The 26,584-nt window shown below is 70.7% G+C and carries 20 protein-coding genes and 1 pseudogene; 10 read left to right on the top strand and 11 right to left on the bottom strand.

Features of this window, described 5'->3' with window-relative positions; genetic code table 11:
* Positions 1-90 precede the first annotated feature (90 nt).
* The 4 genes from ACFYWS_RS04125 (at position 91) to hutH (ending at position 7,385) form a co-directional block, all read left to right on the top strand.
* Positions 91-3,762, top strand: a complete 3,672-nt coding sequence (locus ACFYWS_RS04125) for a S8 family serine peptidase (RefSeq protein WP_389269271.1) — start codon at positions 91-93, stop codon at positions 3,760-3,762.
* Between the two features lie 196 nt (positions 3,763-3,958).
* Positions 3,959-4,225 (top strand): DUF3311 domain-containing protein, encoded by a 267-nt coding sequence (locus ACFYWS_RS04120; RefSeq protein ID WP_389269269.1) that lies wholly within the window; start codon positions 3,959-3,961, stop codon positions 4,223-4,225.
* Positions 4,222-5,715: a sodium:solute symporter gene (locus ACFYWS_RS04115; RefSeq protein WP_389269267.1), complete on the top strand. Its 1,494-nt coding sequence runs from the start codon at positions 4,222-4,224 to the stop codon at positions 5,713-5,715. The genes ACFYWS_RS04120 and ACFYWS_RS04115 overlap by 4 nt, the downstream gene beginning before the upstream one ends.
* Positions 5,712-7,385: a histidine ammonia-lyase gene (gene hutH, locus ACFYWS_RS04110; protein WP_389269265.1), complete on the top strand. Its 1,674-nt coding sequence runs from the start codon at positions 5,712-5,714 to the stop codon at positions 7,383-7,385. Before ACFYWS_RS04115 ends, hutH begins: the two co-directional genes overlap by 4 nt.
* Before the next feature lie 48 nt (positions 7,386-7,433).
* On the opposite strand, the gene ACFYWS_RS04105 is transcribed toward hutH, so the two are convergent.
* Positions 7,434-8,390, bottom strand: coding sequence for a PDR/VanB family oxidoreductase (locus tag ACFYWS_RS04105; protein WP_389269263.1), 957 nt, complete (start codon positions 8,388-8,390; stop codon positions 7,434-7,436).
* A 169-nt stretch (positions 8,391-8,559) separates the two neighbouring features.
* Here ACFYWS_RS04105 and ACFYWS_RS04100 point away from each other — a divergent pair, with 169 nt between their 5' ends.
* Positions 8,560-9,765, top strand: coding sequence for a cytochrome P450 (locus ACFYWS_RS04100; RefSeq protein ID WP_389269261.1), 1,206 nt, complete (start codon positions 8,560-8,562; stop codon positions 9,763-9,765).
* 9 nt (positions 9,766-9,774) lie between these two features.
* On the opposite strand, the gene ACFYWS_RS04095 is transcribed toward ACFYWS_RS04100, so the two are convergent.
* The 6 genes from ACFYWS_RS04095 to ACFYWS_RS04070 all read right to left on the bottom strand — a co-directional run bounded on the left by ACFYWS_RS04095 (position 9,775) and on the right by ACFYWS_RS04070 (position 15,984).
* A complete protein-coding gene (locus tag ACFYWS_RS04095) occupies positions 9,775-10,602 on the bottom strand; it encodes an IclR family transcriptional regulator (protein ID WP_389269259.1) in 828 nt (275 codons plus the stop codon).
* A gap of 82 nt (positions 10,603-10,684) precedes the next feature.
* Positions 10,685-12,109 (bottom strand): amidase, encoded by a 1,425-nt coding sequence (locus ACFYWS_RS04090; protein WP_389269257.1) that lies wholly within the window; start codon positions 12,107-12,109, stop codon positions 10,685-10,687.
* A gap of 85 nt (positions 12,110-12,194) precedes the next feature.
* Positions 12,195-12,491: a hypothetical protein gene (locus tag ACFYWS_RS04085; RefSeq protein ID WP_389269255.1), complete on the bottom strand. Its 297-nt coding sequence runs from the start codon at positions 12,489-12,491 to the stop codon at positions 12,195-12,197.
* A 90-nt stretch (positions 12,492-12,581) separates the two neighbouring features.
* A complete protein-coding gene (gene nhaC, locus ACFYWS_RS04080) occupies positions 12,582-14,072 on the bottom strand; it encodes a Na+/H+ antiporter NhaC (protein WP_389269253.1) in 1,491 nt (496 codons plus the stop codon).
* Positions 14,073-14,194: 122 nt separating this feature from the next.
* Positions 14,195-15,331: a P1 family peptidase gene (locus ACFYWS_RS04075; protein ID WP_389269251.1), complete on the bottom strand. Its 1,137-nt coding sequence runs from the start codon at positions 15,329-15,331 to the stop codon at positions 14,195-14,197.
* The gene (locus ACFYWS_RS04070; protein ID WP_389269249.1) at positions 15,328-15,984 is read right to left on the bottom strand and encodes a GntR family transcriptional regulator; all 657 of its coding nucleotides are present in this window, start codon (positions 15,982-15,984) and stop codon (positions 15,328-15,330) included. The genes ACFYWS_RS04075 and ACFYWS_RS04070 overlap by 4 nt, the downstream gene beginning before the upstream one ends.
* 215 nt (positions 15,985-16,199) lie before the next feature.
* Between ACFYWS_RS04070 and ACFYWS_RS04065 the strand changes: the two genes are divergently transcribed.
* On the top strand, positions 16,200-17,228 hold the full coding sequence (locus ACFYWS_RS04065) for an asparaginase (protein WP_389269247.1): 1,029 nt from the start codon (positions 16,200-16,202) through the stop codon (positions 17,226-17,228).
* Positions 17,229-17,291: 63 nt separating this feature from the next.
* Here the strand turns inward: ACFYWS_RS04065 and ACFYWS_RS04060 are convergent, their stop codons facing one another.
* Positions 17,292-18,626 (bottom strand): NAD-dependent succinate-semialdehyde dehydrogenase, encoded by a 1,335-nt coding sequence (locus ACFYWS_RS04060; RefSeq protein ID WP_389269245.1) that lies wholly within the window; start codon positions 18,624-18,626, stop codon positions 17,292-17,294.
* 249 nt (positions 18,627-18,875) lie between these two features.
* Between ACFYWS_RS04060 and ACFYWS_RS04055 the strand changes: the two genes are divergently transcribed.
* The 3 genes from ACFYWS_RS04055 (at position 18,876) to ACFYWS_RS04045 (ending at position 21,670) form a co-directional block, all read left to right on the top strand.
* Entirely contained in the window at positions 18,876-19,634 is a 759-nt protein-coding gene (locus ACFYWS_RS04055) for an ANTAR domain-containing protein (RefSeq protein ID WP_389269243.1), read from the top strand.
* Positions 19,635-19,707: 73 nt separating this feature from the next.
* Positions 19,708-20,406: a GAF and ANTAR domain-containing protein gene (locus ACFYWS_RS04050; RefSeq protein WP_389269241.1), complete on the top strand. Its 699-nt coding sequence runs from the start codon at positions 19,708-19,710 to the stop codon at positions 20,404-20,406.
* A 46-nt stretch (positions 20,407-20,452) separates the two neighbouring features.
* Positions 20,453-21,670 carry an alpha-hydroxy-acid oxidizing protein gene (locus ACFYWS_RS04045; RefSeq protein ID WP_389269239.1) on the top strand — a complete coding sequence of 406 codons (1,218 nt, stop codon included), beginning with the start codon at positions 20,453-20,455 and terminating at the stop codon, positions 21,668-21,670.
* A 53-nt stretch (positions 21,671-21,723) separates the two neighbouring features.
* On the opposite strand, the gene ACFYWS_RS04040 is transcribed toward ACFYWS_RS04045, so the two are convergent.
* A complete protein-coding gene (locus tag ACFYWS_RS04040; RefSeq protein WP_389269237.1) occupies positions 21,724-23,268 on the bottom strand; it encodes an FMN-binding glutamate synthase family protein in 1,545 nt (514 codons plus the stop codon).
* 338 nt (positions 23,269-23,606) lie between these two features.
* On the opposite strand from ACFYWS_RS04040, the gene ACFYWS_RS04035 reads away from it, so the two are divergent.
* On the top strand, positions 23,607-25,592 hold the full coding sequence (locus ACFYWS_RS04035; protein ID WP_389269235.1) for a glycoside hydrolase family 3 protein: 1,986 nt from the start codon (positions 23,607-23,609) through the stop codon (positions 25,590-25,592).
* A gap of 80 nt (positions 25,593-25,672) precedes the next feature.
* On the opposite strand, the pseudogene ACFYWS_RS04030 reads toward ACFYWS_RS04035, so the two are convergent.
* Positions 25,673-26,269, bottom strand: a pseudogene (locus ACFYWS_RS04030) (TetR/AcrR family transcriptional regulator C-terminal domain-containing protein); the annotation flags it as partial.
* Entirely contained in the window at positions 26,254-26,490 is a 237-nt protein-coding gene (locus ACFYWS_RS04025; protein WP_389269233.1) for a LysR family transcriptional regulator, read from the bottom strand. The gene ACFYWS_RS04025 and the pseudogene ACFYWS_RS04030, both read right to left, overlap by 16 nt.
* Positions 26,491-26,584 lie beyond the last annotated feature (94 nt).

Here is a 26,584-nt window from a genome sequence, read left to right as displayed (position 1 = left end):
TCAAGTCCCCCACACCGCACAGTAGTTGACACTCTTCCCAGCTCTCGGAGCGCACCCCCGCACCCGATGGTTCCAGGAGAAGAGGCAACTATGGCAAGAGGCACCGCGCGACGCGGCGCGGCTCTGCTGTCGGCCGGTCTGGCGTTCGCGCTGCTGCCGGCCGGCGGTGCGCACGCCGCGCCGGACGACGTGAGACCCCAGCCCACGAAGGCCGCCCGCGCCGCTCACACCGTGACGCTGGTGACCGGGGACAAGGTGACCGTGACCGACATCGGCGGCGGGCAGCGGACCGTCGACGTCAAGAGGCCTCGGGGCGCCGACGGCCTCGTCCGTACGCAGGTCACCGACGGCGCGATACGTGTCGTGCCCGACGAGGCGGCCCCCTACCTCGCCTCGGGGAAGCTCGACGCCCGGCTGTTCGACGTGAGCGGGCTCATCGAGCAGGGCCTCGCGGACACCAAGGCCGAAGCCACCCCGCTCATCGTCACCTACGGAGGTAAGGGCAAGGGCAGGAGCGCACGTAGCGCCGCCGACACGCCCAAGGGCGCCGACCGCACCCGCAAGCTCGCCAGCATCGGCGGCGCCGCCCTCGACGCCGACAAGGGACGCACCTTCTGGAACGACCTGACCAGCAAGGGCGGTTACACCGACGGCATCGGCAAGGTGTGGCTCGACGGCCGCGTCGAGGGCGACATGGAGCAGTCCAACGCCCAGATCGGCACCCCGAAGGCGTGGGAGGCCGGACTCACCGGCAAGGGCGTGAAGGTCGCCGTCCTGGACACCGGCTACGACACCACCCACCCCGACCTCGCCTCCCGCGTGAGTGAGTCGAAGTCCTTCATCGAGGGACAAGAGGTCGCCGACCGCGCGGGACACGGCACACACGTCACGTCGACGGTCGGCGGCTCCGGCGCCGCGTCCGACGGCAAGGAGAAGGGTGTCGCGCCCGACGCCACACTCGCCGTCGGCAAGGTGCTCAGCGACGAGGGCTACGGCACCGAGTCCGAGATCATCGCCGGCATGGAGTGGGCCGCCAAGGACATCAAGGCCAAGGTCGTCTCCATGAGCCTCGGCTCCGACACCGGCAGCGACGGCACCGACCCGATGGCGCAGGCCGTCAACTCCCTTACCGCGGACACCGGCGCGCTCTTCGTCGTCGCCGCGGGCAACGCCTACAACCCCGGCACCATCGGCTCGCCCGGCGCCGCCGACTCGGCGCTCACCATCGGCGCGGTCGACGCCGACGACGAGCGGGCGTCCTTCTCCAGCCAGGGCCCGCGCCTCGGCGACGACGGCCTCAAGCCCGACCTCTCCGCCCCCGGCGTGGACATCCTCGCGGCCCGCTCCTCGCTGGCCGACGGCTCGGGCAGCTACACCACCATGAGCGGTACGTCGATGGCGACACCGCACGTCGCAGGTGTCGCCGCGCTCCTCGCGCAGGCCCACCCCGACTGGACGGCCGCGCAGCTCAAGAACGCGCTGATGTCGTCGTCGAAGCAGCTGTCCGCCTCCGCGTACACCATCGGCTCCGGCCGGGTCTCCGTGCCCGAAGCGATCGCCGCGGAGATCACCGCGACGGGCAGCGCCGACCTCGGCTCCTACCGCTGGCCGTACGACAGCAACAAGCCGGTCACCAGGACCGTCACGTACACCAACTCCTCGGACGACGCTGTGGAGTTGGACCTCGCCGTGCAGGGAGGAGCCGCGGGCGTCGCGACGCTCGCCGACTCGAAGGTGACCGTGCCCGCGCACGGCACCGCCTCCACCACTGTCACCGGTGACGGGTCGAAGGCCGCCGTCGGCACCAACAGCGGTCGGATCGTGGCCAGTTCGGGCGGCGAGGCCGTCGCGCACACCGCCTTCGGCCTGGTCAAGGAGGAGGAGCGGTACACGCTCACCGTCCACGTGAAGGACCGGGACGGCAAGCCGGCCGCGGCCAACCTCATGTACCAGCAGCTCGCCAAGGGCACGCTCCCGCAGCCGGCGACGGTCGACGCGTCCGGCACCGTCAAGCTGCGCCTGAAGCCCGGGACGTACTTCCTGGACTCGTTCCTGGACGTGCGCGGGGCCCACGGCAAGGACTCCCTCGGCACGGCCTACCTGGCCGACCCCGAGGTGAAGGTCGACGTGGACCGCGAGATCACGCTCGACGGCACCGAGCTGCGTGAGGTCGCCACACGTGTCTCGAAGGACACCGACCCGCACCAGACGCTCGTGCAGTACGACCGCAAGGCCGGCGGCACCGATGTGTTCGGCATGGTGCTGCTGCCCGTCAAGTACGACACGTTGTACGCCCTGCCCAACCGCCCGGTGAGCGACGGCAGTTACGCGTACCGCACCACCTGGCGCGAGGCCCAGCCGCGCATCACCGTCGACGGTGTCGAGGAGGTGTGGGACCAGCCCGGCTCCACGCTCGTCGAGGGTGACAGCCGGCTCGCGCTGGTGAACGCGGGCGCCGGTGCGCCCGCCGACTACACGGGCAAGAACGTGACCGGCAAGGGCGTCCTCGTGCACGTCGACGGCAGCCGCACCCCGGCGCAGCTCGCTCAGGCCGCCCAGGACGCGGGCGCCAAGGCGCTGTTCCTCACGGACGACAACCCCGGCCGCCTGAACACCCTCTTCTACAACGACGACGACACCGACCGTCCGTTGCAGATCGCGAGTGTCACCAACGCCGACTTCGCGCGGCTGCTCGCCAAGCAGAAGCGCGGTGAGCGCATCAAGATGAAGGGCGTCGCCAACCCGACGTACTCCTACGACCTGTCGAAGGGGTACAAGGGCGCCATCCCGGACCGGAGTCTGCTCTTCGCGCCGGGCTCCAAGGACCTCGCCACCGTGGACACCACCTTCTACGGTGCGAAGAAGGCCGCGGGCAGCGAGTTCCGGCACTCCGTCGACCCGTCCTTCGCGGTCGCCGGCGGGTTCCAGGAGCGGTACGAGTTCCCGGGCCACCGCACCGACTACGTGTCCGTCGAGCCGGACCAGAAGTGGCACGAGTCCGTCAACCTCGGCTCCCTGGAAGAGCGCAGCGGCCTGGTTTCCTACCGGCCGGGCAAGCGCACCGAGTTGAACTGGTTCAAGCCCGTCTGGCACCCCTACGGCGGCAGCGGCCTCGGCTGGGGCCAGGAGCGGCGCGGCGACATGCTCCGCTTCAACATCCCCGGCTGGGGAGACTCGGGCCCCGACCACACCGGCTTCGGTGACCCGTACAGTCCGGAAGCCGGCATGACGCAGTCCACCGAGGCCTTCGTGAACGGCGAGAGCGCGGGCCGGCGCACGGGCAGCACCGCCCAGTTCAGTGTCACCGACGGCTCCGAGCTGCCGTTCAAGGTCGTCACCGACACGGAACTCGACCCGTCCGTGTGGGGCATCCGCAGCACCTCGCACAGCGAGTGGACGTTCCGCTCGGGCACCACGCCGACCGACTCGTACACCTTCCTGCCGCTGATCAACCTCAACTACGACATCGACACGGACCTCGCCGGAAAGATCCGCTCGGGCAAGCGCCTGCCGGTCGGCCTGTCCGCCGAGTACGTCAAGGACGCGGCCGGGACCGGCACCATCGGTGGTGGCTCCCTGAAGGTGTCGTACGACGACGGCAAGACGTGGAAGCCGGTACCCCTCACGGGAGCTGGCGCCTCCTGGAAGGGCTCGCTGAACGTACCGAAGGATGCCTCCTCGCTGTCACTGCGGGCGACCGCGAAGGACGACAAGGGTGGCTCGGTGACCCAGGAGGTCGTGCGGGCCGCTGCGGTGAAGTAGCGGCAGAAGGGGTACGGCGGCTCGGCGCGGAGACACCGCGCCGAGCTTCGCCGTTCCTGCACCGTGAGAATCCGCCATTGCCAAGATCGGTTCACCGGGCAAGCATTCCCCGCGCACCCGCCCGGTGACCTGAGGACTGTGCCTTCCGGACGGGGGTCCCACCCATGTCCCGTCCGTCCGGAAGGGAGCACGTCACGTGTCACGCCGCTGGATCCTCCATCTGCTCAGCGCCGTCCCGGTCGCCGGGTCGTTGATCGTCGTCAATACCGAGCAGCCCTACGTCCTAGGCCTGCCGATGGTGGTGTTCTGGGCCGCCCTGTGGGTGGTGCTCACCACCGTCGTCATGGCGGTCGTCTACTGCCTCGATCCCGCCAACCGCGAGCCCGACGAACTACCCGACGAGCACGGTGAGTTCACCGATGCCGCGGCCCCGAGTGCCACCGCCGAAGGAGCCGCCCGGTGAACACCGCCCTCGCCATCCTCGGCAGCGCCTTCGTCCTCGTCCTCGTGCTCGGGCTGCTCGCCCGGCGCGGTCGCACCATGGACCTCGAACAGTGGTCCGTCGGCGGCCGCGGACTCGGCAGTCTGCTCGTGTTCCTCCTCGCCGCGGGCGAGAACTTCACCACGTACACCTTCCTCGGTGGCAGTGGCGGCGCCTACTCGATGGGCGGGCCGATGATCTACATGTTCTCGTCGATCTGCTACGTCGTCTTCTACTGGCTGGCCCCGCCGATCTGGGCCTACGCCCGCCGCCACAAGCTGCTCACCGCCCCGGACCTGTACGCCCGCAAGTACCGGTCCAAGGGCTTCGGTGTGCTGACCGCCGTCGTCGGAGTGGTGTCCCTCATCCCGTATCTGGTGCTGCAGCTCAAGGGGCTCGGCATCATCGTCCACGAGTGCTCGTACGGGCGGATCTCGCAGGGCGCCGCCGTGTGGATCGGTGTCGCCGTCATCGCCGTGTACGTCACCGTGTCCGGGCTGCGCGGCACCGCCTGGAACGCGATCATCAAGGACACGCTGATGCTCGTCCTCGTCGTGGGGCTCGGTCTTTACCTGCCGATCCACTACTACGGCGGGCTCGGTGACATGTTCCACGCGCTCTCCGCCGCCCACCCGCATTTCCTGACACTGCCGGACCACGGGTACAGCGTGTGGTGGTACATCTCCACCAGCCTGCTGTTCGCCCTCGGCATCTGTACGTGGCCGCACATGATGCCCGGCATCCTGGCCGCCCGTAGTGCCAAGGCGCTGCGCCGCAACGCCGTGATCACACCCGCGTACCAGATCGTCCTCGTCATGGTCCTCGTCATCGGGTTCACCGCGGTGCTCAAGGTGCCGGGCCTGAAGGACGGGGACCTCGCGCTGCTCTCGCTCGCCAAGGACGCGCTGCCGCCGTGGCTGGTCGGGCTCGTCGGTGTCGCCGGGATGCTCGCCGCGCTCGTGCCCGGCGCGATGCTGCTCCAGTCCGCCGCGATGCTGATCGCGAAGAACATCTACCAGACGGCCCGCCCCGCCACGAGCGACCAGACCGTCGGGCGGCTCAGCCGCCTCCTGGTGCCGGTCCTCGCGCTCGTCGCGGCCGTGCTCACCTTCCGCGGCGGCGAGGCCATCGCGATGCTGCTGATCATGGCGTACGGGTTCGTGGTCCAGCTCTTCCCGGTGCTCGTCGCGTCGATGTGGCGGCGCAACCCTGTCACCACGGCCGGTGCATGGGCCGGTGTGTGCACCGGCGTCGCCATCGTCAGCTGGACCACCCTCACCGATGCCACCAGCGCGAGCCTGCTGCCGTGGGCGCCGCGGCCGGTGCAGGACCTCGACGTGGGTGTCGTCGCCATGGTCGCCAACATCCTCGTACTCGCCGTCGTCAGCGCGGCCACCCGGCACTGCGCCGGACACCGGGACGACACCCGCCCCGCCACCACTGCCACCGTTCCGGAAGGAGCCGCCCTGTGACCACCACAGCCACCACAGACACCGCACCCCTCGTCCTCGGCGACCGGCCGCTCACCCTCGACGACCTCGTCGCCGTCGCCCGCCACCACCGCCCCGTCGCACTCGGCACGGAGGCCGAGAAGGCCATGGCGCCGAGCGCCGCGTGGGTCTCCCGGCTGACCGGCGGCATGGCCGAGGGCGAGGCCGCGCGCCCCGTCTACAGCGTCAACACCGGATTCGGCTCGCTCGCCGGACGGCAGGCCTTCGAGGCCCCCGAGGACGCCGTCGAACTCTCCCGCCGGCTCATCGTCTCCAACGCATGCGGCGTCGGCCGGCACTGCGGCGAGAACGTCGTCCGCGCCACCATGCTGATCCGCGCCTCCAGCCTGGCGCGCGGCTACTCCGGCGTCCGCCCCGACGTCGTGCACACCCTGCTCGCCATGCTCAACTCCGGTGTCCACCCGGCGATCCCCGAGTACGGATCCCTCGGCGCCAGCGGCGACCTCATCCCGCTCGCCCACCTCGCCCTCGCCCTCAGCCGTCCCGCTGGTGACACCGACCCGGAACAGGACAGTGGACTCGCCCACTACGAAGGCGAGTTGATGAGCGGGCGCGCCGCCATGGCCGCCGCGGGCATCGACCGGCTCGCCCTCGGCGCCAAGGAAGGCCTCGCCCTCACCAACGGCACCTCGTACTCCACCGCGCTGTGCGCCCTCGCCCTCGCCGACGCGGAGAACCTCCTCGCCACGGCCGAGGTGACCGCCGCGATGAGCATCGAGGCACTGCTCGGCTTCGGCGACGCCTTCCTGCCACAGCTGCACGAGGCCCGCGGCCACCCCGGGCAGATCGCGACGGCGGCCCGGCTGCGCGAACTCCTCGACGGCAGCGCCTTCGTCGACGGCGCCGCCGACACCGATCCCGTACGCCAGCCACCCCAAGACGCGTACTCGCTGCGGTGTGTGCCGCAGGTGCTCGGCCCTGTGCGGGACACCCTCGGCTTCGTCCACGGCATCGTCGAGACGGAACTCAACGCCGCCACCGACAACCCGCTCGTCGTGCCCGGACTGCCGCGCGACCTCAAGGCCGTCTCCGGCGGCAACTTCCACGCCCAGTACCTGGCGTTCGCCTCGGACTTCCTGTCCATCTGCGTCACGGAGATCGGCTCGATCGCCGAGCGCCGCCTGTTCCGGCTCAACGACGGCACACTCAACCGCGGGCTGCCCGACATGCTCGTCGACGGCGAGAAGGTCGGCATGGACTGCGGCTACATGCTGCCGCAGTACCTGGCCGCCGCCCTGGTGTCCGACTGCAAGACCCTCGCGCACCCGGACAGCGTCGACTCCATCCCCACCTGCTCCAACCAGGAGGACCATGTCTCGATGGCGTCCAACGCGGGGCGTCACGCCCGCCAGGTCGTCGCCAATATCGAGGCGGTCGTCGCCACTGAGCTGCTGATGGCGGGCCAGGCGCTGGAGTTGCGGCTCGCCGAGCAGGGGAGGGACGCGGAGGCCCTCGCCCCGGCCACCCGCGCCGCACTCGACCGGCTCCGCGCCACACCGGCCACCGACGGGCGGCCGATCGACCAACTGACCCGAGACGTCGTCATGTACCCGAGGGTGCACGCGGCGCTCGACCTCGTCCGGACCGGGGCGGTCGTGGAGGCGGCGGACGGGGCGAGGCAAAGGGCGTGACCTGTACGGGAGTTGCCAGGGCGGACGCCGCCCAGGCGGCTCCCGGACTCACACGTCGAGCACCAGACGCTCCCCCTGGCAGCGCGAGACGCAGATCATCATGACGTCGCCCGCGGCCCGCTCCTCCTCGCTCAGGAGCTGGTCGCGGTGGTCAGGAGTGCCTTCGAGCACCGGTGTCTCGCACGTCCCGCACACACCCTCACGGCACGAGGTGAGCGTACGGACCCCGGCCTGCGTCAGGGCGTCGACGATGGACTGCCCGGCGCCCACCTCGATCTCCCGCCCGTCGGCGGTCTCCACCGTGAACGGCCGGTCGTCGACCTGCCGTTGGGCTTCCGGCGTCGCGACGAAGCGTTCGAGCGTCAGGCACGAGTGCGGGCGCGCGTCGGCGTACTCCTGGACGGCCGTCAGCAGTCCGGACGGGCCGCACGCGTACACATGCGCCCCCGCCGCACCCACACCGTCGAGCTCCGCGGCGAGGTCCGCGACACCCGAGACATCGTCGCGGTGCAGACGCACCCGGTCGCCGTACCGGGTGAGTTCGTCGGCGAACGCCATAGTCTCCGCGCTGCGCCCCAGATACAGCAACTGCCAGTCGGTGCCCGCCCGTTCGGCTGCCGCGAGCATCGGCAGGATCGGTGTGATGCCGATGCCACCGGCCACGAACACCAGCCGCGATGTGTCCAGGTCCAGCGCGAAGTTGTTCCGTGGCGCGCTCACCAGCAGGGTGTCGCCCGCAGCGACCCGGTCGTGCAGATACGCCGAACCGCCCCGGCCGTCGGGCTCGCGCAGCACGGCGATGCGCCAGGCGGCCCGTTCCTCGCACGCGGACGACAGCGAGTACTGCCGGACCAGATCCCGGGACAGCACGACATCGACATGTGCTCCGGGCGTCCACGCCGGAAGCGCCCCGCCCTCACGCGCGGCCAGCACCAGCGAGCGCACCCCCACGGCCTCGGAGCGCGTCTCCTTCACGGTCACGGTCAGGTAGTCCTGCGTAGGCATGCTTCCTCCATGTCGTCCATGTGCGGGGGGCCGGGCCTCCTCAGCCGCATCGTCAGAAACCCGGCCGCACGCGGCAACAGCGGTTCTCAGCAGGTGATAACGCCCGTGTCCCGGGCACGGCCCGCCGGTCTACGGTGCCTGCCACCACCGAGTCGCATCAGGAGGCCAGATGTCCGCCCCGGCCGACACCCCCGTCGCACACCTCGCCGACGACCCCTACGACGACGCCCACCTCACCGACCCGTACCCGCTCTTCACGCGGATGCGTGACGCGGGGCCCGCGGTCTGGCTGGAGCGCTACGGGGTGCACGCCTTCACCCGGTACGAGCAGTGCCGCGAGATCCTCACCGACCACGGGACGTTCCTCTCCGGCGCCGGGGTCGGGCCGCGCAACTACCACCAGGAACCCCCGTGGAAGCCCGCCGGCATCCTGGACTCCGACCCGCCCATGCACACGCCGCTGCGGGCCGCCATGTCCGGGGTCATCTCCCCGCGCAACGTGCGCGCGCTGCGCCCCGCGTTCCGTGCCTACGCCGAGCAGCTCGTCGACGAACTCCTCGACAAGCGCGAGTTCGACGCGGTGACCGAGATGGCGGAACTCTTCCCCATCGAGGTCTTCGGCAACGCCGTCGGCATCCCCCGCGAGGGCCGCGCGGAGAACCTGCTCCCGCACGGAGCCATGAACTTCTCCGCCTTCGGCCCCGAAGACGCCCGCTACGCCGCGTACTTCGCCGCAGGCGAGCACACCGTCGACTGGGTCATGGAGAACTGCGCCCGCGAGAACCTGACGCCCGACGGGCTCGGCGCGAAGATCTGGGAGTACGCCGAGCAGGGTGTCATCACCGGTGACGAGGCCACCCGCCTGGTGCGCGCACTGCTGTCGGCGGGGCTCGACACCACGGTGCTCACCCTCGGCAACACCATGAGGTGTCTGTCCGCCAACCCGGACCAGTGGGCACTGCTGCACGCCGACCCGAAGCTGACACGGTTCGCCGTGGACGAGGCGCTGCGCCACGAGTCGCCGTTCCAGTCCTTCTTCCGCACGACCGCGCGCGAGGTCGACTTCCACGGTGTCCACATCCCCGAGGACACCAAGGTCGCCCTGTTCACCGGGGCCGCCAACCGCGACCCGCGGCGCTTCGGCGACGACGCGCACACCTACCGGATCGAGCGGGACGCCTCGGGACACCTGGCGTTCGGCTTCGGCATCCACCAGTGCGTGGGCCAGCCCGTCTCGCGCCTGGAGGCGGACGTCCTCATCGGCGAACTGGCCCGCCGGGTGCGGACGGTGGAACCCGCCGGTGACCCGGTTCCCTTCCTGCACAACACGTTGCGCGGCTGGAAGCATCTGCCGGTGCGGATCACTCCGGTGTGAGGGGGGCGGTCAGGCGCTGCGGGGATCGGCCCCGTACTCCAGGATCCCCGCGAGCCGGAGGCTCGCCGCCTGGAGCCGCTCACGGGCCTGCCGCCGCCACGCGGGACCGCAGCGCGACTCGGGACCGGCCACGGTCAGCGCACACACCACCTCGCCCGTCGAGGTCACCGGCACCGCGACGGCGACCGCTCCCTCGTTCAGCTCGCCCTGCGAGACCAGGAACCCGCTCGTGCGGATGGTCTCCATCTCCCGTGCCAGGCGGGCCCGGTCGGGCGTACGGTCCGTGATCGTACGCATCGGCCGGCCCAGCACCCGGTCGATCACCGGAGGCGGCGCGTGGGCCAGCAGGATGCGCTGACCCGCCCCCGCGTACAGCGGCAGCAACTGGTTGATCCGGAACGCCATGCGGATCGCGTGCGGTGACTGGGTCTGGCGCAGACACATGGCCTGCGACCCGACCCGCACGGTCAGCACGGCCGTCTCACCCGTGGCGTCCGTGAGCTCCTGCAACAACGGGTGCCCGAGCTCCACGAGCCGGGTGTGCGTCAAATGCTGCCCCGACAGCTCCAACAGCCTCCAACCGGGCACGTACGTACCCGAACGCTCCTCCACCAGGTCCAACTCCCGCAGCGTGCGCAGGTACCGGTACACCGTGCTGACCGGTATCCCCGCGTCGGCCGCGATCTGCTCGACGCGGGTCTCCCCGGACTCGGCGACACTGATGAGCACGCTCAGCCCACGCTGGAACGACACACCGGCACCGGACGCGGCGGGGCGCGCGGCTTCCGGCGTTGGTGTGTCGTCGGAGTCGTACGGATGCGGGACAGCCCTGGACAATGTCTTCTCTTCTCGGACCGGTGCGCTGAGCGGCGTCGCGGCCGGCCTGCGGCGCCGCCAGATTAGACCACGGAGGAACCCCTCAGACCAGCGCCTCGTACGACCACGGACGCGCCGCCTCCACGGCCTTGCCGATGCGGAACACCGTCGGGTCGTCGTAGGTGTGGCCGACGATCTGGATGCCGGTCGGTACGCCCCAGCTCGACATGCCCGAGGGGACGTTGAGGACGGGACAGCGGTTGTTGATGTTGAAGGGGTTGGTCATGGCGCACCAGAGGGACTCGACCGTCTCCTCGCCGTGCACCACGACCTTGTCGTCCGCCAGGTCGTCGCCCGCGTGCCAGCCGGGGATCGCCGTCGTCGGGCACAGCAGGGCGTCGAACGGGGCCATGGCGGTGGCGAGTTGGTTCTGGACGCGGTGCTCGGCGCGCAGGCTGTCGAGGTAGCTGACGTGGGCGCGGGCGCGGGCCATCGCGTCGACGAAATCGCGGGCGTACGTCGTCAGGTCGTCGGCCCGGGTCGCGGCGATCTCGGTGACCTGGGCGCCGAAGATCGTGGAGAAGTGGCCCGCGATCGAGGTCAGCAGATCGGCCCGGGTCCAGGGGAGTTCGATCTCCTCGACGTGGGCGCCGGCCTCGGTCAGGGCCGCGGCGGTGGCCCGCAGGTTCGCCTCCACCTCGGGGTGCACGTCGTACTCGCCGAGGCGTACGCACAGCGCGATCCGCATGCCCGCCACGTCGTCGTACTGCGTCGGCAGCGTCAGCTTCGGGCGGATGGTGGTGTGGTCGCGCGGGTCGGGGCCGCACAGCACGTTCTGGAAGGCGATGACGTCGTCGACGGTGCGGGCCATCGGGCCGTCGCCGCGGTAGTGGTCGGCGGCGATCGGGCCGTGGCCGGGGTTGCGGCCGTACGGCGCCTTGAAACCGACGGTGCCGGTGAACGCCGCCGGGATGCGCGTCGAGCCACCGATGTCGGACGCGGACGCGAGCAGGGTCGTACCGGCCGCGAGGGACGCACCGGCGCCGCCGGACGAACCACCCGGCGTGAACTCGGTGTTCCACGGATTGCGGGTGACACCCCACAGGCGGGTGTGCGTGAACGTCGCGATGGAGAACTCGGGGGTCGCGGTGCGGGCGTGGATGATGCCGCCCGCGTCGAGGATCCGGTCGACGAACGGGTGGTTCTCGGTGGCGAGTTCGTCCCTGCGGGTCAGCGAGCCCTCGGTGAGGGGCCGCCCGAGGATCCCGTGCTTCTCCTTCGTGGCCACCGGGATGCCCTCCAGAGGGCGCGGGTCGCGGCCGTTCCTGCCGAGGTACGTTCCCTCGGCGTGCCGGGCCTGCTCCAGGGCCTCGTCGAAGAGGCGCTCCGTGAAGGCGTTGATCTTCGGCTCGACCTGGTCGGTGCGGTCGATGACGGCGCGCATCAGCTCGACGGGGGACAGCTCCCGGGAGGCGAAGAGACGGCGGGCCTCGGTGGCGCTGAGGTAGGTGAGTTCGGCGGAAGTCATGTGGGCCACCTTCGTTGATGTGTCCGACGCGCGCGTGGGATTGCACGGATCCGCCGATCTCCGGGGGTGGTTGGGGCGAATACGTCTACGTGGTGGACACCGCCCGCGTGCAGGTGGGCCGCCTCGCAGCGCAGCACCGCCTTGCCGCCCCCGAGCACCCCGGCGAGGGACCGCAGCAGGGCGCGTTCTGCTCCCGGCTGAGCGCGACCAGGCGCCACTGGCTGCCTTCCTGGTGGAGCCGCTGCACCAGGTGGGTACGGGTGTCGGTGACGTCCGGGTCGCGCGCGAGCGCCAGGTCGAGTTCATCGAGGGGTCTCGCGGCGGCAGTTGCGGCCGCTCTCGACGCCAAGGCCGCCGACGGGTGCGCTGCGGTTGCATGCATGCGGTGAGCTTGCGGCTGCGGATTCTTGCAACTCCGCCGGCCGGCCGGCCGGAAGAGGCCGGTTCTGTAGCCCGCGTCACACCGTGGGCATCAGGAGACGGGTGTGGCGGGGGCCGGCTCCGCAGATGTCGCCCGGGGAGCCGGACCCGAAGCGCTGCGCGCGATGCCGATCCCGGTGTACCCGCAGATCACTGCGAACACCGCGCCCAGGTAGCAGAGGAAGGCGTAGGGCGCGTACGAGATGGTCGCCACGCCCAGCGTCGTCGACATGTACATCGCGGCCTCGCTCCAGGGGATCAGCGGCACCATCACCGTGCCGGAGTCCTCCAGGGTGCGGGAGAGGTTCTTGGGGGCGAGGCCCTTGTCGGCGTAGACCTGCTTGAAGCCCTCGCCGGGGATGAGGATCGTCAGGTATGAGGTGCCGGTGGCCAGTGCCACGCCGATCGAGGACCCGACCGTCGCCAGGACGATGCCTCCGGTGCGGCGGACGCGGTGCAGCAGGCGGGTGATGAGGACGTCCATGAAGCCCGCCTCGGTGATGATGCCGGCGAACGCGAAGCCGGCGAGGCCGATGAGGACGACGCCCGTCATGGAGGAGAGTCCACCGCGGTCGAGGAGCGTCCTGGCCGTCTCCGGGATGGCCTGCGCGTCCCACCCGTGCGCGGCGAGCATGTCGGTGCTGAAGCCCTCGGACGCGGCGGTGCTCAGTTCGGACAGGGAGAAGCCCTGCACCACGCCGCCCAGGATCGCGGCCACCACCGACGACAGGATGATCGTCGGCAGCGGCGGCTTGCGCAGCACCGCTCCCACCAGGACCACGAGAGGCGGCAGCAGAAGGAGCGGGCTGAAGGTGAACGCCTTGTCCAGGAAGCCGAGCAGCTCCTCCGTCTGCTTGCCCGCGCCCTGCGAGGAATCCGTGTGCATGCTCAGGCCGAGGACGAAGTAGGCGATCAGCGATACGACCGCGGCGGGCACCGTGGTGTACAGGAGGTGGCGGATGTGCTCGAAGAGGTTCGCCCCCGCCACGACCGGGGCGAGGTTGGTCGTGTCCGACAGCGGTGACATCTTGTCGCCGAAGTAGGCGCCCGCGACGATCGCCCCGGCCGTCATGGGCAGCGAGGCACCAAGTCCGCCCGCCACGCTGATGAGCGCGACGCCGACCGTGCCGACCGAGCCCCACGACGTTCCCGTGAGCGTGGAGACGACCACCGTGACCAGGAACGACACGGGGAGGATCCAGTGGGGTTCGATCACCTGGAGCCCGTAGTCCACGACCATGGGGATCGTTCCGCTGATCATCCAGGTGCCGGTGAGCATGCCGATCGAGATCAGGATCAGCAGCGCGGGCATCGTCGAGTCGATCTTGCGGCGGATACCGGTGAGCATCTGCTCCCACGTCACGCCGAACCACATCGCGTACACCCCGGCGAAGCTGGAGGCGACGATCAGCAGGATCACGGGAGCGAGGTCGAGCCAGACCGTACCGACCACCAGCAGCGCGATCATCACGGCGATCGGGGCGAGGGCCTGGAAGAAGGTGGGTGTCCGGCGCGTCGCCGCGGCCGGAGCGGTTTCGGGCATGGGTTCGCTCTTTCCGGGGGTGGTTGCGGGCAGGCCGGGCCGGGCCGCCGGGCATGCCTGGCGGCCGGAGTCCTGCTCCGATGTCTGGGGGTTGTGGGGGTGGCGCGCGGAACTCTTGCCTCTTACGGAGTGGGTTCCGGCTGCGCGCCGTGGTGTGTCAATGGCTCGGGACGGCGCAGCAGTTGGGCCACACGGTCCGTGGGAAGCGAGGGTGCGTGGTGGCCCCGGACGCCGGTCACGGGCCGGGCGGCGAACAGGGAGCCGAGGACGGCTTCCTCCGTCGCCTCGGACACGGCCCGGAACATCAGGTCCATCAAGGGTCCGTCCTCGGCCAGGGCCGACGTGGTGCGGACGGGCCCGGACGGTACGTGGGGTGTGCGGTTCGTCGTGGACCAGGCCAGGGCGTACTCGCCGCTGCCGTGCTGGACGATGCCGCCGGTGCGGGCCAGACCGACCGAGGCGCGCTTGGCGATGCGCCGCAACTGGCGGGCGTCCGCCGGGGCGTCCGTGGCGACGAGAACGACACAGGAACCGGCGCCGCGGGCGAACTCGGCCTGCTCCGCCGCCCCTTCAGGTGTGAGGTGGTGGCCGACCGGGGAGCCGAGCACGGTCAGGTCCGCCGCCCGGCCGAAGTTGGCGAGGACGAGGACGCCCACGGTGAAGCGGCTGCCGTCACCGGCGTCGACGAGCCGGGAGCTGGAGCCGATGCCCGCCTTCCAGCCGAAGGACACCATGCCGGTACCCGCCCCGACGGCCCCTTCCTCCACGGGCCCCTCGGACGCCGAGGCCAGCGCGTCGAGGACGTGACCCGGGCGTACGAGAAGCCCCCGGATGTCGTTGAGCCAGCCGTCGTTGCACTCCAGGACCACCGGGTTGACGGTGCCCGTGGAGACACCGATCTCCGGGTGGTCGCGCAGCGTGTGCCGGGTCAGGCCCTCGAAGGCGGCCCCGACACCGAGCGTGTTCGTCAGCGCCAACGGCGTTTCCAGGACGCCGAGTTCGACGACCTGGCTGAGTCCGGCGGCCTTGCCGAACCCGTTGACGACGTCCACGCCGGCGGCCGGCTTGTTGCGGAACACGGAGTCGGGGGCGGGGACGACGACGGTCACGCCCGTCCGCGCCGGCCGCGCCTCGTCGTCATGGTGGAGGGTGAGGTGTCCCACGCGCACACCTCGTACGTCGGTCAGGGAGTTCGAGGGGCCGGGCGGCAGTGTGCCCGGGGCGATCCCCAGCGCGCGGGGGCGGGGCCGGTGTGTCACGTCGCCTCCGACCGCATGGAGTGCAGCAACTCGGTCTCCACCAGGGAGAGATGGGACTCCATCAGGCTCGCCGCGAGATCGGCGTCGCCGTCCGCGACCGCCTCGGCCATCGCCTCGTGGTCGGCAAGCGATGCCTCCGTATGGGCGGGCCGCGACACCAGCCCGCTGCGCAGCACGATCACCTGCTGCTGCACGAGCCACACCTGCTCGGCGATACGGGGGCTGTGCGCGGCCTCCATCAGCGCCCGGTGGAACTCGAGGTCCAGGTCGTACGGGAGCTTGCGTCCCGTCTCGCGCGCCGTGCGGGAGCGTACGCACACCTTGCGCATGCGGGCCACCTCCTTGGGCTGCCTGCGGAGCGCGGCCAGGCGCGCCGCGCGGCACTCAAGGGCGGAGCGCAGCTCGAAGAGCGCCGCCACGTCCTCGGGTCCCGCCGTCAGGACGGCGGCGCCCTTGTTGGGCACGTGCACCAGCAGCCCGTCGCTCACCAGCTGACCGATGGCCTCGCGCAGCGGGCTGCGGCTGATGCCCAGATCGCGGGCGATCTCCACCTCGTTCAGGCGGGAGCCGAGCGGCAGCACACCGGTGAGGATCTGCTCGCGCAGCATCTCGACCACCTGTCCCGCCAGGCGACGGTGGACCAGTCCGGTCACGGGAACCTCCGAAGGACAAGAGACAGACCACTGTGAGAAGTGTGGACAGACGACAGTGGACAGGCGCTCTGAACTCTCTGTCAAGGCTTCCTGGTGACCGTCTTTCATCGCGGACAAGTGTCGACACTTGCTCCTGAAACTGATAACTGTCGACACTTGAAAGCCGTGGCGACCCCCGCCAGGGCCCCGCACCACCGACCAGTCGAAGGACACTCATGACCGCCGCAGCCCTCAGCAAGTCCACGCCCATGTCACCGGTTTCGCGGCCGGAGTGGCCCGTGCTCGCTGAAGTGTGGCGCGGTGACTTCCTCGAGTCCGTGCACCACGGGTCGGTCGTGGTGCTCGACGCGGCCGGCGCCGCCGTGCTGGCGGCAGGCCCCGTCGACAGCCCCATGTACCCCCGGTCGTCCAACAAGCCGCTCCAGGCCGTCGGCATGCTCCGCGCGGGACTCGACCTCGACGGCGAACTCCTCGCCCTCGCCTGCGCCAGCCACTCGGGCGAGGACTTCCACCTCGACGGGGTGCGCCGGATCCTCGCGGGAGCGGGGCTCACCGAGGACGCCCTGCGGTGCACCGAGGCCCTGCCCATCGGCGCCGAGTCGCAGCCCGCGCACCTCGCCGCCGGTCTCGGCCCCAGCCGCATCACGATGAACTGCTCGGGCAAGCACGCGGCGATGCTCGCCACGTGCGTGGCCGCGGGGTGGTCCCTCGACGACTACCTCGACCCCGGCCACCCGCTGCAGACCGCCCTGCGCGAGGCCTTGGAGGACCTCGCGGGGGAGAAGTCGACGGCGGTCGGCGTCGACGGCTGCGGAGCCCCGCTGTTCGCCCTCACCCTCACCGGCCTGGCCCGCGCCTTCGCGAGGATCGCGGCAGCGGCCGAAGGCACCCCCGAGAAGCGGGTGGCCACCGCCATGAACACCCACCCCGCGTACGTGGGCGGCACCGGCCGTGACGTCACCGACCTCATGCGAGCGCTTCCCGGTGTCGTGGCCAAGGACGGGGCCGAAGGCGTCTACGCCCTCGCCCGCCCGGACGGCTCCGCCGTCGCCCTCAAGATCGCGGACGGCGCGCAGCGGCCGCGCCCCGTGGTGATGACCGCCGCACTGCGCCACCTCGGTGTCGACGTCGACACCGACCCGCGGTTGGCTGCGCTGACCGAGGCTCCGGTCCTCGGGCACGGTGAACCGGTCGGGGCGGTGCGCCCCTCGCCGGTGCTCGCCACCGCTGCGCACCAGGCGTGAACCGCCGGTGGCGTCGACCGGACGAATCCCGTCGACGCCACCGCCGCCTGCCCCGCTCCGCGCCTACGCGACGGTGCGGATGAGCTTCTTGTTCACGAACTCCTCGATGCCCGGCCGGCCCAGCTCGCGGCCGAAGCCGGAGCGCTTGACGCCGCCGAAGGAGAGCTCCGCGCCCTCGGCCCCGACGCCGTTGATGAAGACCATGCCGGCCTCGATACGGTCCGCGACCCGCTGGGCCTGGTCGGCGTCGGTGGTGAAGACGTACGAACCGAGGCCGTACGGGGTGTCGTTGGCGATCCGCAGGGCGTCGTCCTCGTCGGCGGCCTTGAAGACCATGGCGACGGGGCCGAACAGCTCCTGGCGGGCCGTGGCGTGCTCGGTGGTCAGGCCGGTGAGCACGCCCGCCGGGTAGTGGGCGCCGTCGCGCTTGCCCTCGGAGTGCAGCGTGGCGCCCTCGGCGACGGCCGCCGCCACCTGGCGCTCCAGCGTGTCCGCCGCGGCCACGGAGGACAGCGGGGCGCCGGACTGGCCCGCGAGGAGCTGGGCGGCGAACTTCTCCACGAACGCGTCGTACAGGTCGGAGACGACGACGAAGCGCTTGGCGGCGTTGCAGGCCTGGCCGGTGTTGTCGAGGCGGGCCGCGACCGCGGACTCCACGACCGCGTCGAGGTCGTCGGCCGACAGCACGACGAACGGGTCGGAGCCGCCCAGTTCGAGAACGACCTTCTTCAGGTTCCGCCCGGCGATCTCGGCGACCGCCGCCCCCGCACGCTCCGAACCGGTGAGCGAGACACCCTGGACGCGCGGGTCGGCGATGACGTCGGCGATCTGCTCGTTGGTGGCGTAGACGTTGACGTACGCGCCGGCGGGGAAGCCCGCCTCGCGGCACAGCTTCTCCAGGAGCGCCGCCGTGGCGGGACACTGCGGGGCGTGCTTGAGCACGATGGTGTTGCCGAGGGCGAGGTTCGGGGCGGCGAACCGGGCGACCTGGTAGGCGGGGAAGTTCCACGGCATGATGCCGAGGAGGACGCCCACCGGGCTGCGGCGGACCACGGCGCCGCCGGGACCGGAGGTGACGTTCACCGGCTCGTCGGCGAGGTACTCCTCGGCGTGGTCGGCGTAGTAGTGGTAGATGTCCACGCAGAAGTCGACCTCACCCTCCGCCTCCTCGCGCGGCTTGCCCATCTCCCGCACGATGCTGTCCGCCAGCTCGGTGCGGTGCTCGGCGTGCAGGTCGCCGAGGCGGCGCAGCAGCGCGGAGCGGTCGGCCACGGTGCTGGTGCGACCCCACGCGGTCGCCTGGTGCGCGGCGTCGACGGCCGCGGCCACCTCGGCGTCGGTGGCGGTGGAGTAGGTCTCGACGATCTCGCCGGTGGCCGGGTCGGTGACTGCGTACATCGAATCTCCAGAAGAGTGCGAGGGGGCAAGGAACGAGGTCGGCGTGCGGTCCCCACGTGCCGCGATGCCAACTGGAAGAACCCTACGGCTCCAGGACGGTGCGGGCTCCGGCGGCCGACCGGAGTCGCCCGCGGGCCACTGCCCGGAATCCTTCGATTCGGTTCCGGCCGCAGGTGCCGTGCGGGATACTGGCAGTGTCGCCACAGGTCAGCCCGGCGACGGGGAATCGGGGCAGAAGGGGGCTGCGTGATGGCGCAGTGGGAGCGGGACGAGCGGCTCGCGCGGGCGTTTCTGGAGCTGGCCGACACCCTCAGGGACGGCTTCTACCTGGTGGACTTCCTGCACGTACTGACCGACCACATGCGCGAGTTGCTGGACGTGACGGAGATCGGGGTCGTCATGGTCGACGCCCAGGACCGGCTGGTGGACGTGACCGCGTCCACCGACACCGCCCACCAACTCGAAGAGGCTCAGGTCGAGTTCGACGAGGGGCCGTGCAAGGACTGCTGCCTGGGACACGAGCAGGTCGGACCCGTGGATCTGACGCGTCCCGCCCTCGCCGAACGCTGGCCACGCTTCACCAAGGCCGCCCGCACGGCCGGATTCGCGGCCACGGCCGCGCTTCCGCTGCGACTGCGCGAGGAGGTGATCGGTGCGGTGAACGTGTTCCACGCCCGTCCCGACGCTCTCCACCCGGCGACCCTGCGCCTGGGGCAGGCCCTGGCGGACGCGGCGACCATCGGCATCCTGCACCACCGCCTCTCCCAGGACCAGGCCGAACGGGTCGGACAGCTGCAGACCGCACTTAACAGCCGCATCGCCATCGAACAGGCCAAAGGCGCACTCGGGGCCCGGCTGGACATCGCACCCAATGCCGCCTTCGAGCGTCTGCGGGCCTACGCCCGTGCCCAACGGACCTCGCTGACCCAGCTGTGCCTGCGGGTCGTCGAGGGCCAGGTCCCCGCCGAGGAGTTCGCTCTGGCCCCGGACAGACAGCGGCGCCTCTGAGCGCTTTGCCGCCAACGTCCTGCGGCTCACACCATCGGAGTCCCACCGACCACAGCCAAGGAGTGCCCGCCCGGTGTCCGCAGACTCCTCCGACATCCCCGCTCTCCTGACCGCCGCCACCCACTCCGGTCACGGACTGAGCGCGCTCGCGCCCGCCTCCTGCGCGCACGTGCTCGGCCTCGACAGCATCACCCTCTGCCTGATGAACACATCCGGCCTCGAACTGGTCTGGTACGACCCGTCCCACACCGCAGGGATCGCCTTCGAGGACCTCGAGTTCACCCTCGGCGAGGGCCCCACCCACGACACTGTGCGCACCGGCGAGCCCGTGCTCGTCCCCGACCTGCACACCGTGCCCGAGGAACGATGGCCCGCCCTGCTGCCCGCCGCCCGCCACAGTCCTCCGCGCGCCGTCCACGCCGTACCGGTGAACCTGGGGGCCACCCGGCTCGGCGCCCTGACCGGCCACCGCGCCGCCCCCGGCCCGCTCACCCGCCCCCAGATGAGCAGCCTCCTCGCCCTCGCCGAAGGCACCGTCACGATCCTCACGACCCCCGAGGGCATCCACGACATGCGGGCGGACCAGCCGCTTCCGCTGCACCGTGCCGTCGTCCACCAGGCAACCGGCGCCCTGACCGTCCACCTCGGAGTCCCCCTCGACCAGGCCCTCATCCGCCTGCGCGCCTACGCCTTCACCCACAACCGCCCGCTCCACGACGTCGCACACGACGTCGTCCACCGTTACGCCACCCTTGACATGCCATCCTGCTGACACGTGCTGTAGGGCACCACATTCGTCACGCATCGCAGGAGCCCCCGTGAAACACCGACTGCCCCAGATCTCCGAGCTGCGCCCCCTGTTGAGGTTCGACGGCTTCAATCCGGACAGGCGCGCCGCCCGCCTCGGGAAGGCCGCCGACGTATGGGATCTACGCGCGATAGCCAGGCGCCGCACACCCCGCCCCGCGTTCGACTACGTGGACGGCGCGGCGCAGCGCGAGCTGACGGTGCGTCGGGCCCGCAGAGCGTTCGACGACGTCGTACTCCTGCCGCGCATCCTGCACGGGACCGAGAAGGTGGACCTGAGCACGGAGATCGCGGGCGCGTCGTCCGCGCTGCCGTTCGGGATCGCACCCACCGGGTTCACGCGCTTCATGCACGCCGAGGGCGAGGACGCCGGAGCGACCGCTGCCGCCGCGGCAGGCATCCCGTTCTCCCTGTCCACCATGGGCACCCGCTCGCTCGAACAGGTCGCCGCCACCGCACCGGACGGCCGCCGCTGGTTCCAGCTGTACCTCTGGAAGGACCGGCAGAAGTCGCTCGACCTCCTCCAGCGGGCGACCGCGAGCGGCTTCGACACGCTCCTGGTCACCGTGGACACCCCGGTCGCGGGCCAGCGGCTGCGCGACACCCGCAACGGCATGGTGATCCCGCCGAGGCTCACCCTCAAGACCGTGCTCGACGCCTCGTACCGGCCCGAATGGTGGTTCAACTTCCTGACCACCGACCCGCTCAGCTTCGCCTCGCTCTCCGGTACCAGCCAGGACCTGCCGTCGCTCATCAACTCGATGTTCGACCCGACCCTGTCGATCGAGGACCTGGAGTGGATCCGCTCCCAGTGGCCGGGAAAGCTGTTCGTCAAGGGCGTCCTCACCGCCGAGGACACGCGCCGCTCGCTCGACGCCGGGGCCGACGGGCTCGTCGTGTCCAACCACGGCGGACGCCAACTCGACCGCGCACCCGTCTCGTTCCACGCCCTGCCCGAGGTACGGGCCGAGGCGGGCGACGACGTGGAGATCATCCTCGACTCCGGCATCATGTCCGGCGCCGACATCGTCGCCGCACTCTGCGCAGGGGCCGACTTCACCCTCGTCGGACGCGCGTACCTGTACGGGCTGATGGCCGGCGGCCGCGAGGGTGTCACGCGAGCCGTAGAACTGCTCGCCAAGGAGATCGAGGTGACGATGCAGCTCATCGGGGCCGCGACCATCGCCGACCTCGGACCGCATCTGCTGCGCACGCGGCACACGGGCTGAGACGGTGCCGCCGGCGGTGACACCATGAGGTGTCACCGTCGGCCGATGCGCTCTCAGACAGCCGGCTCCGGTCGCGGATCCGGCCGCGTGGTGAGGAGTTCGGTGATCTCCTGGGCGAGATCCTCGCCGAGTTCGCCCCAGCCGTCCTTGTAGCCGTAGACACTGGCCAGCGTACGGGCCTCGTAGTCGCCGTTCATGATGTCGATGTCATCGGGCGTGATGAGCGAGGGGTGGGCGACGCCGACCGCTCCCGACACCTTCAGCAACTCCTTGCGCAGGGTGCGCAGATACATGGCGGCGCGAGTGGCCTTCGAGGGTGCGTCGACACCACGCATCAGCCACGGGTCCTGCGTGGCGATGCCGGTGGGGCACTTGTCGGTGTGGCACTTCTGCGCCTGGATGCACCCTATGGACAGCATCGCCTCGCGGGCTACGTTGATCATGTCGACGCCCAGCGCGAAGGCGACGGTGGCGTTCTCGGGCAGGCCGAGCTTGCCGGAGCCGATGAACGTGAGCTGGTCGGTCAGGCCACGCTCGGCGAACGTGCTGTAGACGCGCGAGAAGCCCATCCGGAACGGCAGCGACACCGAGTCACTGAAGATCAGGGGAGCGGCGCCGGTGCCGCCCTCGCCGCCGTCGATGGTCACGAAGTCGACGCCCCGGTCACCACGCGCCATCAGCGTGGCGAGCTCCTCCCAGAAACTCATCTCGCCGACCGCGCTCTTGATGCCGACCGGGAGCCCGGTCTCGGTGGCGAGCAGCTCAACGAAGTCCAGCATCGAGTCCACGTCGTGGAACGCGGTGTGCCGCGACGGCGAGGCGCAGTCCTTGCCGGCGGGGATGCCGCGGATCTCGGCGATCTCGGAGGTCACCTTCGCGCCCGGCAGCATCCCGCCGAGCCCCGGCTTGGCGCCCTGCGACAGCTTGATCTCTAGCGCCTTGACGGGCGCGCTGTCGACCACGGCCTTGAGCTTGTCGAGGTTGAACGTGCCGTCCTCGTCGCGGCAGCCGAAGTACGACGTGCCGATCTGCAGGACGAGGTCACCGCCGCCGCGGTGGTACGGGGAGAGGCCGCCCTCGCCGGTGTTGTGCATCGTGCCGGCCAGCGCCGCGCCCTTGTTGAGCGCCGTGACCGCCGCGCCGGACAGCGAACCGAAGCTCATCGCCGAGATGTTCACGACGCTCGCGGGCCGGAACGCCTTGGCGCGCCCGCGCGGCCCGCCGAGCACCTTGGCCGAGGGCAGCGGGGCCTGCGGGTCGTGCAGGTCGGGGAGCACACCGGCGAACGTGCGCTGCTTCACGTACGCGTGGCCCTGGACGTGCTCGACGTCGTTGTCGGTGCCGAACCCGAAGTAGTTGTTCTCTTCCTTCGCCGACGCGTAGATCCAGCTCCGCTGGTCGCGGCTGAAGGGACGCTCCTCGTCGTTGGACGTCACGACGTACTGGCGCAGCTCGGGGCCGATGGTCTCCAGCAGGTACCGGGCGTGCCCGATCACGGGGAAGTTCCGCAGCAGTGCGTGCTTCTTCTGTACGAGGTCGCGGGCAGCAACCACCGCCAACGCGGTAGCGGCCGCCGCACCGATGTTCCGAGCACGCATGACGTTCCTCTCCTCGACTGCTCGATACCCGCCGTCACCGCTGTACGGCGAAACGACACCTGATCGTAGAGGTCGGGGGTCGGGGAGGGCAGGCCCGGGGGAGGGCGCGCCGAACTCCCGTCAGGCGCCGGGGTGTTGCGAGACATTGCGGGCTCCGAGCGCTTTGCGTGTCACAGCTCTTGCATTGCTTGAACATGCAACCTACTTTGAAGGCGCTCCGGTGATGTATCGCTTCACAGCATGAAGACGTAACCCTCCTCGCCCGCCGCCGCCCACGCGGCGAACCGGCTGTAGGAGGCCTTGCACGCACATAAGTGGACCTCGATGGAGAGGAACGCATGCGTTCACGTAATCACCCCACGAGCGGTCGGCGAAGACTGACCCTCGCGGCCGCCATAACCACCGTCGCCGCCCTCGTCGCCCAGCCGGGCATGCTCAACGCACCGGCCGACGCCCACGGGAAGCCGTCCGCCCCGCGCCTGGAATCACGCGACGTACCGATCCTGACCAAGGACGGCATCCGGTTCCGCGACCTGAACCGCGACGGACGCCTCACCCCCTACGAGAACTGGCGCCTCGGCGCCACCGCGCGCGCCCGCGACCTGCTGTCCCGGATGACGCTGGAGGAGAAGGCCGGGCTCCTCGTCCACGGCACCCTCCCCACGTCGGGCGACGGCTACGACGCGGCCGCGACGGCCCGGCTCGTCGGCGACCGCCACGTCACCACTGCCATCACCCGTCTGTCGAAGTCCCCGGAGAAGGTCGCCGCGGCCAACAACAGCGTGCAGGCGACCGCCGAGAAGCAACGCCTCGGGATCCCCGCGGTGATCTCCACCGACCCGCGCAACGGGTTCGCCGTGGTCGAGGGCCAGACCGTCGCGGGCGCGGGCACGACGGCCATGCCCGACGCCATCGGCATCGCCGCCGCCCACAACACCCGGCTCACCGAGAAACTGGGCGACATCATCCGCCGCGAGTACCGGGCCGTAGGCATCACCGAAGGCCTGTCACCGCAGGCCGACATCGCCACCGAGCCCCGCTGGACCCGCATCAACGGCACCTTCGGCTCGGACCCCGACACCGCGGGCCGCCAAGTCAACGCCTACGTCAAGGGAATGCAGCACGGCGCCGACGGCCTCGGCACCGACAGCGCGGCCACCGTCACCAAACACTGGGTGGGCTACGGCGCCCAGGCCCATGGCTACGACAGCCACTACCACTACGGCCGCTACGCCACGTTCCCCGGCAAGAACTTCGCGGACCACATCACACCGTTCAAGGGCGCGTTCGCCGCGCGCACCTCCGGCGTCATGCCCACGTACTCCATCCTCAAGGACCTCACGTACAAGGGCCACAAGCTGGACCAGGTGGGCGCGGGCTTCAACTCGTACCTCCTGAAGGACCTCCTCCGAGGCACCTACAAGTTCGACGGAGTCGTCGTCTCGGACTGGGGCATCACCGGCGACTGCCCGCAGCAGTGCCTCGACAACCGACCCCCGGCGTCCTTCATCGGACCGTGGGGCGTCGGCATGCCCTGGGGCGTCGAGGACCGGTCGGTCCTCCAACGCACGGCACTCACCCTGAACGCGGGCGTCGACCAGATCGGCGGCAGCGACCAGCCCTCGTACGTCGTCCAGGCCGTACGGCAGAAGCTGGTCAGCGAGCAGCGGGTGGACGAGGCGGCCCGGCGTGTGCTGGAGCAGAAGTTCCGCCTCGGCCTGTTCGAGAACCCGTACGTGGACGAGGAGGCGGCGGGCCGCCTGGTCGGCAACGCCGGGTTCCAGGCGTTGGGCGACAAGGCACAGGCCGACTCCCTCACCCTCCTGAAGAACAACGCCCGCACCCTGCCCGCGCGCAGCGACCAGGTCCACACCGTCTACCTCCACGGCGTCTCCGCCGACGAGGCGGAGGCACGCGGCCTGAAGGTGGTGGACGACCCGGCCGACGCGGATCTGGCGGTGGTCCGCCTCGCCGACCCGAGAGCCGGCTCCGACCTCACGGGCCTGGAGTTCCCCACCTCGGACCCCGCGTACCAGGCCCTGCGCAAGGCCGCGGCCACCGGCACGCCGACGGTCGCCGCCCCCAAGCTGGACCGCCCGCTGATCCTGACAGGTGTCACCCGCGCCGCCGACGCGGTCGTCGCCAACTTCGGCGTCTCCGACGCGGTACTCCTCGACACGGTCTTCGGCGACCGCACCCCGAACGGCAGACTCCCCTTCGAGCTGCCGTCCTCGATGAAGGCGGTGGAGGCGCAGCGGGGCGACGTACCCGATGACACGACGCGTCCGCTGTATGGCCGGGGGTTCGGGTTGAACTATCGGTGATGGTGGGAGTGTTGGGGCGGCTGCGTGTGTGGGGCGGCCGCCCCTGGGGCCGGTGAGTGCATCATCGGCAGCGACTCATGTCATACGCGACTGGCGAGGAGGCCGTCCAGCAGGGCCCGGAGACCGTCCGCGTAGGTGTCCTTCGCGGTCAGTGGTGCCCAGCGGTCCGCGGCCTGTGCCAAGCGCGGCAGCTCGTTGGGGTCGAGGCCGGCGAAGACCTGCTCCCGGTAGGTCGCACGGTCGTCGTCGGAGCGCCGGCGGGCCGCGGTTGTCCTGACCACGATCTCACCTGCGGTGTAGTACCAGATCGCACGGTAGCCGTGCACCGCCTGGTCGAGAGAGAGGCCGCATTCGACGAGGCCGTCGACGATTTGCTCGACGAACCACAGCGCGGCCGTGGACATCAAGTCGTCGGCGGTCAGCACCTCCACGATCCAGGGGCAGGCCGCGAGTGCCTCGTGGATCGCGGTAGCGGCGACGACGATCCGCTCGCGAGGGTGGGCAGGAAGTTCGGGTCGACTCATATTCCGTGCGGCGTAGTCGTCCAGCAGGAGGACGAGTAGTTCTTCCTTGTCGCGGACGTGGTGGTAGAGCGCCATCGGCGTACTGCCGATCTCAGCGGCCAGTCGACGCATGGTCAGCCGGTGCACGCCTTCCTCGGTCACGATCCGGCGCGGATCAGAAGAGACCCCGCCACAAGACCCACCCGCTCGGCGGCATGCGTCGGCCGCAGGCTGCGTGGACCACGCTCGAAGAGCCGCACGCCCAGGCCGCGTTCGAGGGCAGCGACCTGCTGCGACACCGCCGACGTGGTGTATCCGAGCCGCTTTCCCGCGGCGCTGAGCGACCCGGTCTCCAGCACGGCCTGGAAAGTCTGCAGGTGTACGAGGTTGAGCATGCCGTCCTCCTTGCCGGGCGACGTGCGCGTGATGTGTGAGTGGTGCGCCGCCCGCACGTCGCGGTGCGCAACATCATGCACCGCGTGCGCCGGA

This window comes from Streptomyces sp. NPDC002795, assembly GCF_042888725.1.
GTDB lineage: Bacteria > Actinomycetota > Actinomycetes > Streptomycetales > Streptomycetaceae > Streptomyces.
This window is presented reverse-complemented; position numbering and strand designations above follow the sequence as displayed.

Coding starts and splice junctions, on each gene's coding strand:
- ACFYWS_RS04085 (WP_389269255.1), bottom strand. CDS start 12,491: ATGCATGCAACCGCAGCGCACCCGTCGGCGGCCTTGGCGTCGAGAGCG.
- ACFYWS_RS04100 (WP_389269261.1), top strand. CDS start 8,560: ATGTCCGCCCCGGCCGACACCCCCGTCGCACACCTCGCCGACGACCCC.
- nhaC (WP_389269253.1), bottom strand. CDS start 14,072: ATGCCCGAAACCGCTCCGGCCGCGGCGACGCGCCGGACACCCACCTTC.
- ACFYWS_RS04090 (WP_389269257.1), bottom strand. CDS start 12,109: ATGACTTCCGCCGAACTCACCTACCTCAGCGCCACCGAGGCCCGCCGT.
- ACFYWS_RS04035 (WP_389269235.1), top strand. CDS start 23,607: ATGCGTTCACGTAATCACCCCACGAGCGGTCGGCGAAGACTGACCCTC.
- ACFYWS_RS04040 (WP_389269237.1), bottom strand. CDS start 23,268: ATGCGTGCTCGGAACATCGGTGCGGCGGCCGCTACCGCGTTGGCGGTG.
- ACFYWS_RS04060 (WP_389269245.1), bottom strand. CDS start 18,626: ATGTACGCAGTCACCGACCCGGCCACCGGCGAGATCGTCGAGACCTAC.
- ACFYWS_RS04105 (WP_389269263.1), bottom strand. CDS start 8,390: ATGCCTACGCAGGACTACCTGACCGTGACCGTGAAGGAGACGCGCTCC.
- ACFYWS_RS04055 (WP_389269243.1), top strand. CDS start 18,876: ATGGCGCAGTGGGAGCGGGACGAGCGGCTCGCGCGGGCGTTTCTGGAG.
- ACFYWS_RS04125 (WP_389269271.1), top strand. CDS start 91: ATGGCAAGAGGCACCGCGCGACGCGGCGCGGCTCTGCTGTCGGCCGGT.
- ACFYWS_RS04025 (WP_389269233.1), bottom strand. CDS start 26,490: ATGCTCAACCTCGTACACCTGCAGACTTTCCAGGCCGTGCTGGAGACC.
- ACFYWS_RS04065 (WP_389269247.1), top strand. CDS start 16,200: ATGACCGCCGCAGCCCTCAGCAAGTCCACGCCCATGTCACCGGTTTCG.